Consider the following 15,559-nt stretch of genomic DNA (forward strand, 5'->3'; position numbering starts at 1 on the left):
CTCGGTGGGAAAGAGGGAATCAGGCGACCATCGGGGTGAAGCCCGGCCGGGCGCGGACACGGTCCAGCCACGCGCCGACGCGCGGCCAGCGGTCGAGGTCGAAACCGGCTTCGGAGGCGCAGTGGGTGTAGGCGAACAGGGCGATGTCGGCGATGCCGAACACGCCGCCGCTGAACCAGGGTTCCTCGGCAAGATGGCGCTCCATCACGTCCAGTGCCGTACCGCCCCGCTCGCGAAGCCGCGGCAACTCCGCCCGCCGCTCATGGTCCGCGGGCAGCCACCGACAGATGAAGCGCGCCACCGCGATATAGGGTTCGTGGCTGTACTGTTCGAAGAACAACCATTGCAGCGTACGCGCCCGCTCCCACGCGTCGTCCGGCAGGTACGCCGTGCCTTCCGCGAGGTAGCAGAGAATCGCGTTGGACTCGGCGAGGCGGCGCCCGTCTTCCAGCACGAGTAACGGCACCTTACCGTTCGGATTCAGCGCAAGGAATTCCGGCGTGCGCGTGGCGCCCTCGGTGGTGATCGTCTCGATCCACCGGTAAGGGCGGCCGAGCATGTCCAGGAGAAGCTGCAATTTGTAGCAGTTGCCGGAGGCGCGCCAGCCGTAGATGGTGGGCCCGGTGGATGTGTTGGCGTTCAAGGCGGTCGCTCGGGTGGAAGGATTCAGCGGCGACGGCGGGCGAACCACTGCTCGCGCGTCTGCCCCCATAGGTCGACCACGTCGTCTTCGAAGGGCGCCGGCAGCTTGCCCGGCCCCAGCAGGGTCGAGCCGAGCTTTCTGGCGACGCCGATCGACGCATGGTTTTCAGGATTGATGGAGTGGATCACCTGCGTCCAGCCGAGCGTATCGAAAGCCCAGTCCATGGTCGCTGCGGCGCCCTCGCTGGCATAGCCCTTGCCCCAGGTGTCGCGCATCAGGCCCCAGCCGATCTCGTCCCCCGGCCATCCCTCCGGATGCCACGGGCCGAGACGGCCCACCCAGCGGCCGGTGGAGCGCTCGATCACGGAGAACATGCCGAAGCCCTGGAGACTCCAGCAACCCGCCATCGTCATGAAATTGCGCCATGCGACTGCGCGGGGCTGCGGGCCGCCGAGGAAGCGGTTCACTTCGGGGTCGGCCATGCATTCGGCCCAGGCGTCGAAATCGTCCGCCGCCGTGGGCCGCAGGATCAGGCGATCCGTCTCGATGCGCACGCCGTGCATGCAGGCCTCAGAACGCGTTGATGCCGGTGAGTTCGCGGCCGACCACCAGCTGGTGCACGGTCTCGGTGCCCTCGTAGGTGATGACCGATTCCAGGTTCAGCGCATGGCGGATCGCCGAATGTTCCGTAGTGATGCCCGCGCCACCGAGAATGTCGCGGCACTCGCGGGCGATGTCCAGCGCCATGCGCACGTTGTTCCACTTGGCGAGCGACACCTGGGTGGGCTGCAGACGGCCGGCGTCCTTCAGCCTGCCGAGCTGCAGCGAAAGCAGCTGGGCCGTGGTGATGCGCCGGGCCATGTCGGCCATCTTCAACTGCACGGCCTGGTTGGCCGCGAGCGGACGGCCGAAGAGCACGCGCTGGGCGGTGTAGTCGAGCACTTCCTTCAGGCAGGCCTGGGCGGCGCCGATGGGGCCCCAGGTGATGCCGTAGCGTGCCTGATTGAGGCAGCCGAGCGGCCCCTTCAGGCCCTTCACATTCGGCAGCCGGGCGCTGTCGGGTACACGCACGTCGTCGAAGAACAACGCGGAGGTGACCGACGCGCGCAGGCTCATCTTCTTGTGCACTTCCTGGGCCGCGAACCCCTTCGTGGAAGTGGGGACGATGAAACCCTGGATGCCGTCGTCGGTCTGCGCCCAGACGATGGCGATGTGGGCGAGGTTGCCGTTGGTGATCCACATCTTGGCGCCGTTGATCACCCAGTCGCCGCCGTCCTTGCGGGCGACGGTCTTCATGTTCGCCGGATCGGAACCGCCGTGCGGCTCGGTGAGGCCGAAGCAACCGATGACCTCGCCCGCCGCCATGCGAGGCAGGTATTCCCGCTTCTGCTCTTCCGAGCCGTAGGCGAAGATCGGATACATGCACAGCGAACTCTGCACGGAGGCGAAACTGCGCAGACCGGAATCGCCGCGCTCCAGTTCCTGGCAGATGAGACCGTAGCTCACGCCGTTCATGCCCGCGCAACCGTATTCCTCGGGCAGCGTGGCGCCGAGCAGACCGAGGCCGGCGATCTCGGGCACCAGTTCGGCGGGGAACCGGCCCTGGTCGAAGGCATCGCCGATGATCGGCAAGACCTTTTCGTCGACGAAGCGGCCGACGGCGTCCTGTACGGCGCGCTCCTCGTCGGTGAGAAGCGAGCGGACGTCGTAGAGATCGAGCGGGTCGAGACGGTGGGCCATGCGGGGACTCGTGGATTGGGCAGCCGGAAACGTCCGATTGTAGCCACGGGTCCGGCCGCGGTCATGGCGGTGCGCAACAATCTGGCCCCGCCATGGCGCCATAATGGGCCTGCCCCCGCCGCCGGTTACCTGCCCCATGTTCAGAGGCGTAGTTTTGGGCTTCGCATGCTACGCGGCCTATGCGTGGAGCGATGCCTTCGTCAAATCGCTGGAAGGCACGCTGCCCGCCTACGAGGCAGTGTTCTTCGGGGCCATCCTCGCCATGGCCGCCCTGCCGTTCCTGAAGAAGCCCGGCGACCGCTGGAGCGAGGTGGTGGTGTCGCGCATGCCGGGCCTCTGGCTGCTGCGCGCGCTGGCCGGCGCCATCGGCAATGTGACCGCGGTGATGGCCTTCACCGCCCTTCCGATGGCGGAGGCCTTCTCGCTGATCTTCCTGCTGCCGATCTTCGTCACCATCCTTTCCGTGGTTTTTCTGCGCGAACACGTGGGGTGGCGGCGCTGGTCGGCCGTGATCGTGGGCTTCCTCGGGGTGCTGGTGGTGCTGCGGCCGGGTTTCCGGCACCTGGGCACGGGGCACGTCGCGGCCATCGTCTGCGGCCTGGCTGGCGCGCTGTCCATCGTGGCGCTGCGCATGGCCGGCGCTACAGAGAAACGCATCACCCTCTACGGTGCGGGCGTCGTCGGCCCGATGGTCGCGGGCTTCATCATGATGCTGCCGCACTTCGTGTGGCCCGACGGGCACCAGTGGTTTCTCCTGCTGGGTTACGGGCTGTTCGCCGCGGCCGGCGCGGTGCTGCTGATGCTTGCCACCCAGCACGCCCCGGCGAACCGCGTGGCGCCCACCCAGTACAGCCAGATGCTATGGGCGATCCTGTTCGGCTACCTGCTGTTCCACGACCACCTCGACTGGCCGATGTTCATCGGCATCGCGATGATCCTCGGCGCGGGCCTGTTCACCTTCGTGCGCGAGGAAAAGAAAACGCAGTGGTGGCGCTGGACGAATATTGTTTGAGCACCTGACTGTGGGAGCCGCTTCAGCGGCGATGGGGGCTTGCCGCGAGCTTGCCCGCTGCCGCGGGATCGCCGGCACAGCCGGCTCCCACACAAGGCAGCTCGCTTCATGTGGGAGCCGCTTCAGCGGCGATGGGGGCTCGGCGGGTTCCTACAGGTTCGACACGCCGTGGGGCACGTGCCCGGTGGCCACGTGTCGCCGCGCCGATTCCACGTTGGCCGGCGAATCGTCGAAGAAGATGTCGGCACCGAACGCGTCCAGGAACGGCCCCTTGTCGCGGCCGCCGAGGAACAGCGCCTCGTCGATGCGCACACCCCAGCGACGAAGCGTGAGGATCACCCGCTTGTGTGCCGGCGCGGAACGGGCAGTGACCAGCGCCGTGCGGATCGGCGAGGTCTCGGCCGGGAACGCGGCCTGCAGACGATGCAGGGCGGCCAGGAAGCCCCGGAAAGGACCACCGGAAAGCGGCTCGGCCCAGCGCTCGGTTTCGTTGCGATGGAAGGCGTCCAGCCCCTGCTCCTTCGACACCCGCTCGCCCTCGTCGCCGAAGATGACGGCATCGCCGTCGAAGGCGATGCGCAACTGCTCGCTGGACCGCTGGGGCGCCGTGGACGGCAGGATCGTCGCCGCCGCGACGCCCGCCCGCAGCGCGCGGCCCACATCTTCCGCGTTGGCCGACAGGAAAAGATCGGCGCGGAACGGGGCGATGTAATCCGACGTGGGCGCGCCGCTGGTGAACGCGGCGCGGGAAATGCCCAGCTTGTAATGCTGAATGGCGTTGAAGATGCGCAGGCCGGTGTCGCCGGAATTGCGCGACAGGAGGATCACTTCCACCGCGGGCACGTCGCCCGAGAGCGCATTCAGGCCCAGCAGTTTCTGCACCAGCGGAAAGGCCACGCCGGGTTTCAGCAGATCGTCCTCGTGTTCGATCTGGTAAGCCCGGTAGGCATCCAGGCCTTCACGCTCGAACAGATCGTGGCTGTCGCCCATGTCGAAGAGGGCGCGCGATGAGATGGCCACCACGAGGCGGTTGTCGCTTACCGACGATTCGGCATGGGCCGTGGGCTGGGCGCTGGCCAGGCCTGGAGAGCCCTGCTCGGTCTGTTCGCGCGCAAGCGCGCTTCCCGAATCGTCGTGCGTTCCCTGGATGTCGTCGTGACCGTTCATGGGGCGAACTGTTCGTCGAGGATGCGTTGCTGGAGATTGTGCTCGGGATCGAACAGGAGGCGTACCGCGTTACGACGGGACTGCCTCACCTCGACCGAACGCACGTCGCGCACTTCGTGGAAGTCGGCCGTGGCGCTGATCGGGCGCTTGTTCGGATCCTTTGTGTCGAAACCCACCCGGGTGGCATGCGGGAGGATGGCGCCGCGCCAGCGACGAGGCCGGAACGGACTGATGGGCGTGAGCGCCAGCACGTTCGCGTCCAGCGGCAGGATGGGGCCATGCGCCGAGAGGTTGTAGGCCGTGGAGCCGGCGGGCGTGCAGACGAGGATGCCGTCGCAGACCAGTTCGTCGAGTTTTACCTCGCCGTTCAGGCTCACTTTCAGGTGGGCCGCCTGGTTCGTCTGCCGCAACAGCGCCACCTCGTTGAATGCCAGCGCGCGGTGTTCGACGCCGTCGCAACAGATGCTGTGCATTTCCAGCGGGTGCAGCACTGCCGGATGTGCCTTCTCGATGCGGTCGGGAAGGTGGTCGACATCGTGCTGGTTCATGAGGAAGCCGAGGCGACCGAGCTTCATGCCATAGAACGGAACCCCGAGGGTGCGATGCGCATGCAGGGTGCGCAGCATGAAGCCGTCGCCCCCGAGCGACACGATGATGTCGGCGTCGGCGGGCTCGACGCCCCGGTAACGCTTGACGAGCGCCGCACGGGCGCGTTGGGCGACTTCGGTTTCGCTGGCGACGAAGGCTAGGCGCATGGGGAGTGGGCATCCGGGTCCAAGCCCGGAGCTTAGTCGCTAATGACCGCAGCCGGTAGAGCGAACTGTGGGAGCCGGCTTCGCCGGCGATCCCGCGGCAGCGGGCACGCTTGCCGCAAGCACCCATCGCCGCTGAAGCGGCTCCCACACAAAGCGGGATTCCCGCAAAAGGCCGCCCGCGCCGAAAGACGCAGGCGGCCCTGTCGCATCACACCGGAATCTGCGCCAGCTGGGCCAGGCGGCGGACGGCGACCGAGGCAATCGGGTAGTCCGCGTTCTGGGTAAGGATTTCCGCAAGCATGGCGCGCGTGTATTTCAGCGTGGCGTCGTCGCGATCCAGCCAGGCCTTGACCGGGCTGACGTCGGTGCGGTCGCCCGCGATCGACAGTACCTGGAGCGCCAGGGCGCGGTGCTGGGCGTTGAGCTCGTCCAGCAGCGAACCACGCGCCTGCGCATGCCACGCGCCTTCCACCGGCAGCGCTTCGATCTGGCCGCGCAGCCAGTCGAGATCCAGCGCCTCGGCCAGTTCGTAGAACACCGTGGCCACGGTGGCGATGTCCTTGCCGCTCTGCTTGGACACCTCGACCATGTCGAGCGCCGAACGCAGCACCGGGATGCGGGCGAGCCGCACGGCCAGCGCATGGGGCACACCCAGGCCTTCCCACTTCTCCTGGCTGGCGGCGAAGTCGCCCCGCCCGGTGTCGGTAAGCGCATCCGGCAACGCCTTGCGCAGCACCATCACTTCGCTCGCATAACGTTCGACGTTCGCGGCGATGTCGAGCGTGCCACCGGGGCGGTTGAGCAGCCAGCGGGTGAGATGGCGCAGCAGCGACCAGATCTGCAGCACCGCGTCGATCTGCGTGTCTTCCGCCACCTTGCCGTCCAGCGCCTCGATGTCGGCCCACAGATCGCGGGCGTCGAGGATCTCGCGCGCGGCCGTATACGCCTTCGCGATGGCCGCCGGGCCCTGCCCCGTATCCTCCTGCATGCGCATCATGAAGGTGGCGCCCATGCGGTTGATCGTGGAGTTGGTGACGGCCGTGGCGATGATCTCGCGCTTCAGGCGGTGGCGCTGCATGTGTTCTGCGTACTTCTCGTGCAGGGGCACGGGGAAGTAGCGCACGAGTTCGCGCGACAGGTAGGGATCTTCGGGCACGTCCGATTCCAGCAGCTGCTGGAACAGGCGGATCTTGTCGTACGAGAGCAGCACCGACAGTTCCGGACGGGTCATGCCCTGGCCGCGCTGCTTGCGCTCGGCCAGTTCGGCGGCCGTGGGCAGCGACTCCACCTGGCGGTCGAGCAGGCCTTCGGCTTCCAGCGTGCCGATGAAGTGGGCCATCGAACCCAGGCGGCGCACCGACTGGTGCTCCATGACGGTGATGGCCTGGTTCTGCCGGTAGTTGTCCCACAGCACGAGGCGCGCGACCTCGTCGGTCATCTCGGCAAGCTGGCGGTTGCGGTCGTCAAAGCTCAGCTCGCCACGCTGCACGGCGTCGTTCAGCAGGATCTTGATGTTCACCTCGTGGTCGGAGGTGTCCACGCCGGCGGAGTTGTCGATGAAGTCGGTGTTGAGCAGCACGCCGGCCTGGGCGGCTTCGATGCGTCCCTTCTGGGTCATGCCCAGGTTGCCGCCCTCGCCCACCACCTTGCAGCGCAGCTCGTTGCCGTTCACGCGCAGGGCGTTGTTGGCGCGGTCGCCCACGTCGGCGTGCGTTTCGCTGGTGGCCTTCACGTAGGTGCCAATGCCGCCATTCCAGAGGAGGTCGACCGGCGCCTTCAAGATGGCCGACAGCAGGTCGCTGGGGGCCATGTGCGTGACCTCCGCGCGAATACCCAGCACCGCGCGCACTTCCGGCGATACCGGAATCGACTTGGCGCTGCGGGGATACACGCCACCGCCGGCCGAGATGAGGGACTTGTCATAGTCGTCCCACGACGAGCGCGGCAGCGCGAACATGCGCTGGCGTTCCGCGAAGGACTTCGCGGCATCCGGATTCGGGTCGAGGAAAATGTGGCGATGGTCGAACGCGGCCAGCAGGCGGATGTGCTCGGACAGCAGCATGCCGTTGCCGAACACGTCGCCGGACATGTCGCCCACGCCCACCACCGTGAAGTCCTGGGTCTGGCAGTCGCGGCCGAGCGCACGGAAATGGCGCTTCACCGATTCCCAGGCACCCTTCGCCGTGATGCCCATGCCCTTGTGGTCGTAACCGTAGGAGCCGCCGGAAGCGAAGGCGTCGTCGAGCCAGAAACCGTGTTCCGTGGAAATGGCATTGGCGATGTCGGAGAACGTGGCCGTGCCCTTGTCCGCGGCGACGACCAGGTAGGGGTCGTCTTCGTCATGGCGCACCACGTCGTGCGGCGGCACCACCTTGCCCTCGACGAGGTTGTCGGTGATGTCGAGCAGCCCGTTGATGAACATGCGGTAGCAGGCGATACCCTCGGCAAGCTGGGCGTCGCGATCGCCACCGACGGGCGGGCGCTTCACGAAGAAGCCGCCTTTCGAGCCGACCGGCACGATGACGGTGTTCTTCACCATCTGCGCCTTCACCAGGCCGAGGACCTCGGTGCGGAAATCTTCGCGGCGGTCGGACCAGCGCAGGCCGCCACGGGCCACCGAACCGAAACGCAGGTGGATGCCCTCCACGCGCGGCGCGTACACGAAGATCTCGCGGAACGGCACGGGCTTCGCCAGATCCGGCACGCGGTGCGAGTCGAACTTGAAGCTGAGGTAAGGACGGAAGCTGCCTTCCCACGCCTGGAAGAAGTTCGTGCGCAGGGTGGCATGCACCAGCGCGATGAAGCTGCGCAGGATACGGTCTTCGTCGAGGCTGGAAACGTTGTCGAGCAACGCGTTGATGGCCTCTTCCACCGCGGCCACCTGCTCGGCGCGCGGGCGGCCCAGCGAGGCCACCAGGTTGCCGATGAGCGCCGGCTGCGCGGCGAGGCTTTCCGCGTCGATCAGCGCGTGCATCTCGTGCGAGAGCATGCTTTCCGCTCGCTCGCGTTCCGCACCGTCGAGGTTTTCGCGCCGAGGGTCGAAGCGCGCGTTGAACAACTCGACAATAAGGCCGGCGATGGCGGGATAGCGGTTCAGCGCATCCTCCATGTACGCCTGGGAGAACGCCACGCCCGTCTGCAGCAGGTACTTGCAGTAGCTGCGCAGCACCGCCACCTGGCGCCAGCCGAGCTTCGCGCCCAGCACCAGCCGGTTGAAGCCGTCGTTTTCCGCGCTGCCACGCCAGATGTGTTCGAAGGCGTCTTCGAAGATCTTGCCGACCTGCTCCACCTCGAACGCGAGACGACCGACGGGCTGCACCTCGAAGTCCTGCACGAAAAGGTGTCCGTCGCCGAGCTTCACTTCGTACATGTGCTCGGTAAGCACGCGCAGGCCCAGGTTCTCCAGCTGCGGCATCACTTCGGACAGGGCAATGTCGGAACCCGAGCGGTAAACCTTGAAGCGCAGTTCTTCCGGGCGATGCGGCGGATGGTAGAACGACATGCTGATGGCGTCTGGACCATCCAGGCCGGCCAGTGCCCGCACGTCGGCGGCCGCCACTTCCGGCGACACCTCGTCCACATAGCCGGCCGGCAGCGCCTTGCCGTAGCGGTTGGCGAGGATGATGCCCTGCTGCTCGCCGACCAGTTCGACAAGCCGGTCGCGCAGTTCGTCGTACCAGTTGCGCGCGATCGACACGATCTGCGCTTCGATGGCAGCCGCATCGTAGACAGGGTGGTCGCCGATGCGCGGGCGCACTACCACGTGCAGGCGAACCAGTGCGGCCTCGCCCATCAATACCGCCGAATCCACGTGTTCGCCGTGGAAGGCCTCGCGCAGCACGTTCTCTACGCGCTCGCGCACGCTTGTGTTGAAGCGGTCGCGCGGGATGTACACGATGCAGGAGAAAAACCGGCCGTAGCTGTCGCGGCGGATGAACAGGCGCGTGCGCGTGCGCTGGGCCAGCTCGAGCAGGCCCATGGCCAGTGCGTAAAGCTCGTCGGTGCTGCACTGGAACAGTTCGTCGCGCGGCAGCGTGTCGAGAATGTGGCGCAGCGCCTTGCCCGAGTGCGAATCGCGCTTCAGGCCCGAGCGGTTCATCACCGCCTCGCACTTGTCGCGCACCAGCGGCACGTGCTGGGGGTGCGCCATGTAGGCGTTCGACGAAAACAGGCCCAGGAAGCGTTGCTCCGCGACGGGACGGCCCTGATCGTCGAACTTGAGCACGCCCACGTAATCCATGTAGCCGGGGCGGTGGATCGGCGAGCGTGCATTGGTCTTGGTGAGGATGATGGCGTCGGTGGCACCGGAGCGCGGCAGTTCGCTCGCGACCAGGGTACGCAACGAACGCGGTGCCAGCGAGCGCTCGGCAGCACGCAGGATGCCAAGGCCCGAACCTTCGACGGTCTTCAGCACCTGGTCGCCCGCATCGGCCGCCACTTCGTACTCGCGGTAGCCCATGAAGGTGAAGTGGTTGTCCGCCACCCAGCGCAGGAACTCGGAGGCCTCGCTGACCTCCTCCGGGGTGTACGGCAGCGAACGCTTGCCCAGTTCGTCGGCGATTTCGACCATCTTGCCGCGCATGGCGCGCCAATCGTCCACGGCCTCGCGCACGTCGGCGAGCGAGGCTTCCACGTTCGCCTTCAGGGTGTCGAGTTCGGTTTCGTCGATGCGGTCGATCTCGAAACGCATGATCGATTCGGTGCGTTCGCCCGACCCCATGGATTCGAGCACGCCCGATGCCGACCGCACCACCGGCACCACCGGATGGATGATGGCGTGGATGTCGGCATGCGAGGCCGCCACCATCGACACCGTGTCGACGAGGAACGGCATGTCGTCGGTCACCACCTCCACCACCGCGCGGGTGCCCGACTGGCCCGGGTTGTACACGCGGACCTTCGCCTTTCCGGGCGTGCGCTCCCGCGCGAAGGCCAGCAGGTCGGCGATCAGCGCGGCCCAGCGCTCAGGCGCATGCAGCGCATGGTCGGCAGGGGCGATCCGCTCGAAGAAGGCTTCGATAAAAAAGCGCGCCTCGTTGAGGCGCTCCGCGGGGTAGTCGAGCTTTTTCAGTTCATCGAAGACAACGGCGTGGAACGGGCCGTTTTCGGCAGCGCGAATCGCATTCATGGGCGGATTATCGATGTGGGGAGGACGGAAATCTGTGAAAGCATAGCTCCCACGGGCGTCATGTAGCCACACCGAAAGATGATGCGCGTTGGCGTTTTTTCACTGCATCGCCGCAACGGAATGCACCCGACGGCCGAATGGATCGATACCGTCGAACGAGGGGAACGTGTGCGTTGCACCAATTCGCGTGCGAATGGGTAAACAACCCGTTGACGTTGCGTCACCGGAGATTCTAAACTGGACGGTATACTTACGTGCTGAATCATGCACACGGCCGCGTCGAGGGCTTGGCGCGCCACGGGCGTCCTTTAGGCACACGCAAGAGGCCGGAAGGCACGTGACGGGTGGGCGGGACACACAGTAACTGTAAGCATGCCTGCGAGCAGCACCTTTCGGGTGCGGCAGCGCGAACGAACAAGAAACCTGGAAAAGGAACGAAGTTCTCATGACTCCCCTGCCCCTGCGCTCGTCCCTGCTGGCCCTCGGCCTCGCCGCGGCGCTTGCCGCCTGCCACAAGCAGGAAGCCCCGCAGCAGCCGCCTCCGCCCGAGGTAGGCGTCATCACCGCACAACCCCAGGACGCGCCGCTGGTCCAGGACCAGGTGGGCCGCCTGTCCGCCTACCGCACGGCCGATGTGCGCGCCCGCGTGCCCGGCATCCTCCTGCATCGCCTTTATGAGGAAGGCTCGGACGTCAAGGCCGGCCAGAAGCTGTTCCAGATCGACCCTCAGCCGCTCAAGGCGGAACTCGACGCGCAGCTCGCCAACCTCGCCTCCACCCGCGCCTCGGCCGTCAACGCCAAGGCCCAGGCCGACCGTGCCCGTGGCCTGATCGGGAAGAACTACGTGTCCCGGCAAGACCTCGACACCGCCGAGGCGAACGAGCGCACGGCCAACGCCGCCGTGAAGCAAGCCCAGGCCAACGCCGAAGCGGCCCGCATCAACCTCGGGTTCACCGACGTGGTGTCGCCGATCGACGGCCGCGCCGGCCAGCAGCAGGTGACCGAGGGCGCCCTGGTGGGACAGGGCGACACCACCCTGCTCACCCGGGTGGACCAGATCGACAAGCTGTACGTGAACTTCAGCGTCTCGGTTTCCGACCTCGACGCCATGCGCCGCGCCGCGGCCGCCGGTGCCGCCACGCTGTCGCCGACGGACAAGGCCACCGTGAACATCCAACTCCCGGACGGCACGCCCTACGACAAGCAGGGCACCCTCGACTTCTCGTCGGCCACCGTGAACCCGCAGACGGGCACGGTGAACCTGCGTGCGCTGCTCGAGAATCCCGACGAACGCCTGCTGCCCGGCCAGTTCGTGACGGTGAAGGCCACGCTCGGCGACCTGCACAACGTGTTCCTCGTGCCGCAGGAGGCCGTGCTCCGCGACGCCAACGACGCCTATGTACTGGTCGTCGGCGAAGGCCACACCAAGGACCCGAAGACCGGCGCCGACGTCAAGGTGCCCTCCGCCGCCCTGCGTCGCCCCATCAAGGCCGATCGCCTCAGCGGTTCCAATTGGGTGGTCACCGGCGGCTTGAAGCCCGGCGACCAGATCATTGTCCAGGGCCTGCCGAAGGCGAGGGAAAACGCGCCCGTGAAGGCGTCCCCCGCCCAGGCCGCCCCGGCGGCAGCCGCCGGCCCCGGTGCCGACGCCTCCGCCGGCAAGCAGTAAAAGGAAACCGACATGCCGAGTTTCTTCATCGACCGCCCCATCTTCGCGTGGGTGGTGGCGATCCTGATCAGCCTGTGCGGCACGATCTCCCTGCTCAACATGGGTATCGAGTCGTATCCCAACATCGCCCCGCCGCAGGTCGTCGTCACGGCGACCTATCCGGGTGCGAGTGCGGACACGACCGAGAAGACCGTGACGCAGGTCATCGAGCAGCAGCTGACGGGTATCGACCACCTGCTCTACTTCTCGTCGGCCTCCAGCTCCAGCGGCACGGCGACCGTCACGCTTACCTTCGAAACCGGTACGGATCCGGACATCGCCCAGGTGCAGGTGCAGAACAAGGTGTCGCTCGCCACGCCGCGCCTGCCGTCGGAAGTGACGCAGCAGGGTGTCGTGGTGGCGAAGTCCAACCCGGACTTCCTGATGTTCATCGCGCTCACCTCGACCAACCCGGCGATCGACGGTAATCGTCTGACCGACATCGTGTCGTCGCAGGTGCTGGACCAGATCGCGCGTATCCCCGGTGTGGGCAATACGCGGCAGCTGGGCGCGGAATACGCCATGCGCATCTGGCTGAACCCGGACAAGCTGCGCGGCTACGGGCTGTCCGCAACGGACCTGCGCAATGCGCTCAGCACGCAGAACGTGCAGTTCGCCGCAGGCTCCATCGGTACCGACCCGGCCGTGAACGGCCAGGGCTTCAGCGCCACCGTCTCGGCGGAAGGTCGCTTCACCACGCCCGAGCAGTTCTCCGACATCATCCTGCGCGCCAACAACGACGGCACCGTGGTGCGCCTGAAGGACGTGGCCCGCGTTGAGCTGGGCCCGCAGAACTACGGCTTCAACGCCCAGTGGAACGGCACGGCCACGGGTTCGTTCGGCGTGCAGTTGCTGCCCGGCGCGAACGCGCTGGACGTGGCGAACGCCGTGCGCGCCAAGATGGATGAACTGTCCAGGAGCTTCCCCGACGGCGTGACCTGGTTCGCTCCGTACGACACCACGAAGTTCGTGACCATCTCGATCGAGGAAGTGGTGCACACGCTGGTGGAGGCGATCATCCTCGTCTTCCTCGTGATGCTGCTGTTCCTGCAGAACTTCCGCGCCACGATCATTCCGACCCTGGTCATCCCGGTGGCCCTGCTCGGCACCTTCCTGGGTCTGTCGCCGCTCGGCTTCACGATCAACCAGCTGACGCTGTTCGGCATGGTGCTCGCGATCGGTATCGTCGTGGACGATGCCATCGTGGTGATCGAGAACGTCGAGCGCATCATGTCCGAGGAAGGACTCTCGCCGAAGGAAGCCACGCGCAAGGCCATGGGCCAGATCACCGGCGCGGTGATCGCGATCACCGTGGTGCTGGCGGCCGTGTTCGTGCCTTCGGCGCTGCAGCCCGGCGCCTCCGGCATCATCTACAAGCAGTTCGCGCTGACGATCGCGGTGTCGATGGGCTTCTCCGCCTTCCTCGCGCTGTCGTTCACGCCGGCCCTGTGCGCCACGATCCTCCGGCACGAGCACGGCGAAAAGAAGAACATCGTCTATCGCAAGTTCAACCAGGTGTTCGACTGGGTGACGCACACCTACTCCGGCCACGTGGGCGGCGCCGTGCGCCACGCCCCCCGCTGGATGGTGGTGTTCGTGCTGATCGCGGTGGTGTGCGGCTTCCTGTTCGTGCGCCTTCCGACCAGCTTCGTGCCCGACGAGGACCAGGGCTACGCGCTGGCGATCGTGCAGCTGCCGCCGGGCTCCAGCATTGCCCGTACCGAGAAGGTGATGGCCCAGCAGCGCGCGATCCTGCTTAAGGATCCGGCGGTGGACGGCGTCTTCCAGATCTCCGGCTTCAGCTTCGTGGGCCAGGGCGAGAACGTGGGCATGACCTTCATTCGCCTGAAGGACTGGGGCGACCGCGACATGACGGCCACGGAATTCATCCAGCAGGCGAACGGCAAGATGCAGGCCGTGCGCGACGCCACGATCTTCGTGGTGAACCTGCCTACGATCCGCGGCCTGTCGCAGTTCGGCGGTATCGACATGTACCTGCAGGCGCGCGCCGGCCAGTCCCGCGACCAGCTGACCCAGGCCCGCAACATCCTGCTCGGCGCCGCCGCGCAGAACAGCGCGCTGGTGGGCGTGCGTCCGAACACGCTGGAAGACGCACCGCTGCTGCAGCTGCACGTGGACCGTACGCAAGCCCAGACGATGGGCCTGTCGGTCAGCGACATCTATACCGCCATCCAGCTCACCCTGGCGCCGGTGTACGTCAACGACTTCTCGTACGAAGGCCGCGTGAAGCGCGTGATGCTGCAGGCCGATGCGCCGTATCGCATGGGCACCGACGCGTTCTCGCACATCTTCACTCCGAGCACGCTCGCCGCGGCCTCGTCGGGCACGTCGGCAGACAGCACGAACGTGGCCAGTACCACCTCGTCGGTGGACAACGCCATGATTCCGCTGTCCACCGTGGTGGACTCGAAATGGACGATCGCGGCCCCCACGCTGAACCGCTACAACGGCTACTCGGCGGTGGAAATCGTGGGTAACCAGGCGCCGGGGTATTCCACCGGCCAGGCCATGCAGATCGTCGAAGGCATCGTCAACGACAAGCTGCCCAAGGGCTTCGGTTACGACTGGACGGGCCAGTCGTACCAGGAAATCCTTTCGGGCAACTCGTCGACCATGCTGCTCGCGCTGTCGGTGGTGATCGTGTTCCTCTGCCTGGCCGCCCTCTACGAGAGCTGGTCCATTCCCGTCTCCGTGCTGCTGGTGGTGCCGCTGGGCATCCTGGGTACGGTGGTGTTCTCGATGCTGCGCGGCCTGCCGAACGACATCTACTTCAAGATCGGCATGATCACCGTCATCGGTCTGGCGGCGAAGAACGCGATCCTGATCGTGGAATTCGCGGTGGAGCAGCAGCAGGCCGGCAAGACGCTGCGCGACGGCGTAGTCGAGGCCGCCCGCCTGCGACTCCGCCCCATCCTGATGACCTCGCTGGCCTTCATCCTCGGCGTGTTCCCGCTGGCGATCTCCACCGGCGCGGGTGCGAACTCCCGCCACGCGATCGGCACGGGCGTTATCGGCGGCATGCTGTTCGCCACGTTCCTCGGCCTGCTGCTGATTCCGGTGTTCTACGTGTCGGTACGCCGCATGCTCGGCGACAAGCTGGACGAGGTGTCGCACCTCGGCCACCACGGCGACGACCCGGACGGCGGCGGCCATGGCCCGCACGGCGGCAACGGTCCGCAGGGTGGCGGCAACCCGTCGACGAACGTCGGCCCGCACGCCCCGAACGTCGGCGACGTGCGCGCCTTCGACTCGGACCCAAGACGGGGCATCGACCGCCCGTAACGAAAAAGCCCGGCGCAAGCCGGGCTTTTTTTTGGTTCATCGCGCCGCTCTTTGTGGGAGCCGCTTCAGCGGCGATGGGTGCTCGCGGCAAGCTTGCCCGCTG

Annotated in this window: 9 protein-coding genes; 3 read left to right on the plus strand and 6 right to left on the minus strand. The window is 66.6% G+C overall.

The annotated features are described in order from the left end of the window. Positions 1-19 precede the first annotated feature (19 nt). Genes HBF26_RS03440 through HBF26_RS03450 form a run of 3 tightly spaced genes read right to left on the minus strand, consistent with a single transcriptional unit; the run spans position 20 to position 2,383 of the window. On the minus strand, positions 20-643 hold the full coding sequence (locus HBF26_RS03440; protein ID WP_240151167.1) for a glutathione S-transferase family protein: 624 nt from the start codon (positions 641-643) through the stop codon (positions 20-22). Positions 644-666: 23 nt separating this feature from the next. Further along, a complete protein-coding gene (locus HBF26_RS03445; protein ID WP_167123040.1) occupies positions 667-1,206 on the minus strand; it encodes a GNAT family N-acetyltransferase in 540 nt (179 codons plus the stop codon). 7 nt (positions 1,207-1,213) lie between these two features. Then, on the minus strand, positions 1,214-2,383 hold the full coding sequence (locus HBF26_RS03450) for an acyl-CoA dehydrogenase family protein (protein WP_167123043.1): 1,170 nt from the start codon (positions 2,381-2,383) through the stop codon (positions 1,214-1,216). A gap of 136 nt (positions 2,384-2,519) precedes the next feature. Here HBF26_RS03450 and HBF26_RS03455 point away from each other — a divergent pair, with 136 nt between their 5' ends. After that, positions 2,520-3,395, plus strand: a complete 876-nt coding sequence (locus tag HBF26_RS03455; protein ID WP_167123045.1) for a DMT family transporter — start codon at positions 2,520-2,522, stop codon at positions 3,393-3,395. Positions 3,396-3,545: 150 nt separating this feature from the next. On the opposite strand, the gene HBF26_RS03460 is transcribed toward HBF26_RS03455, so the two are convergent. The 3 genes from HBF26_RS03460 to HBF26_RS03470 all read right to left on the minus strand — a co-directional run bounded on the left by HBF26_RS03460 (position 3,546) and on the right by HBF26_RS03470 (position 10,445). Beyond that, positions 3,546-4,562: a 5'-nucleotidase gene (locus HBF26_RS03460; protein WP_240151168.1), complete on the minus strand. Its 1,017-nt coding sequence runs from the start codon at positions 4,560-4,562 to the stop codon at positions 3,546-3,548. Beyond that, the gene (locus HBF26_RS03465) at positions 4,559-5,317 is read right to left on the minus strand and encodes an NAD kinase (RefSeq protein WP_167123046.1); all 759 of its coding nucleotides are present in this window, start codon (positions 5,315-5,317) and stop codon (positions 4,559-4,561) included. Before HBF26_RS03465 ends, HBF26_RS03460 begins: the two co-directional genes overlap by 4 nt. A gap of 208 nt (positions 5,318-5,525) precedes the next feature. After that, positions 5,526-10,445: an NAD-glutamate dehydrogenase gene (locus HBF26_RS03470; RefSeq protein WP_167123048.1), complete on the minus strand. Its 4,920-nt coding sequence runs from the start codon at positions 10,443-10,445 to the stop codon at positions 5,526-5,528. A 445-nt stretch (positions 10,446-10,890) separates the two neighbouring features. Between HBF26_RS03470 and HBF26_RS03475 the strand changes: the two genes are divergently transcribed. Continuing rightward, positions 10,891-12,114, plus strand: coding sequence for an efflux RND transporter periplasmic adaptor subunit (locus HBF26_RS03475; RefSeq protein WP_167123050.1), 1,224 nt, complete (start codon positions 10,891-10,893; stop codon positions 12,112-12,114). A gap of 12 nt (positions 12,115-12,126) precedes the next feature. Further along, a complete protein-coding gene (locus tag HBF26_RS03480) occupies positions 12,127-15,456 on the plus strand; it encodes a multidrug efflux RND transporter permease subunit (RefSeq protein ID WP_167123052.1) in 3,330 nt (1,109 codons plus the stop codon). The last annotated feature ends 103 nt before the right edge of the window (positions 15,457-15,559 follow it).

The sequence above is a fragment of the Luteibacter jiangsuensis genome (assembly GCF_011742555.1).
Classification (GTDB): domain Bacteria; phylum Pseudomonadota; class Gammaproteobacteria; order Xanthomonadales; family Rhodanobacteraceae; genus Luteibacter; species Luteibacter jiangsuensis.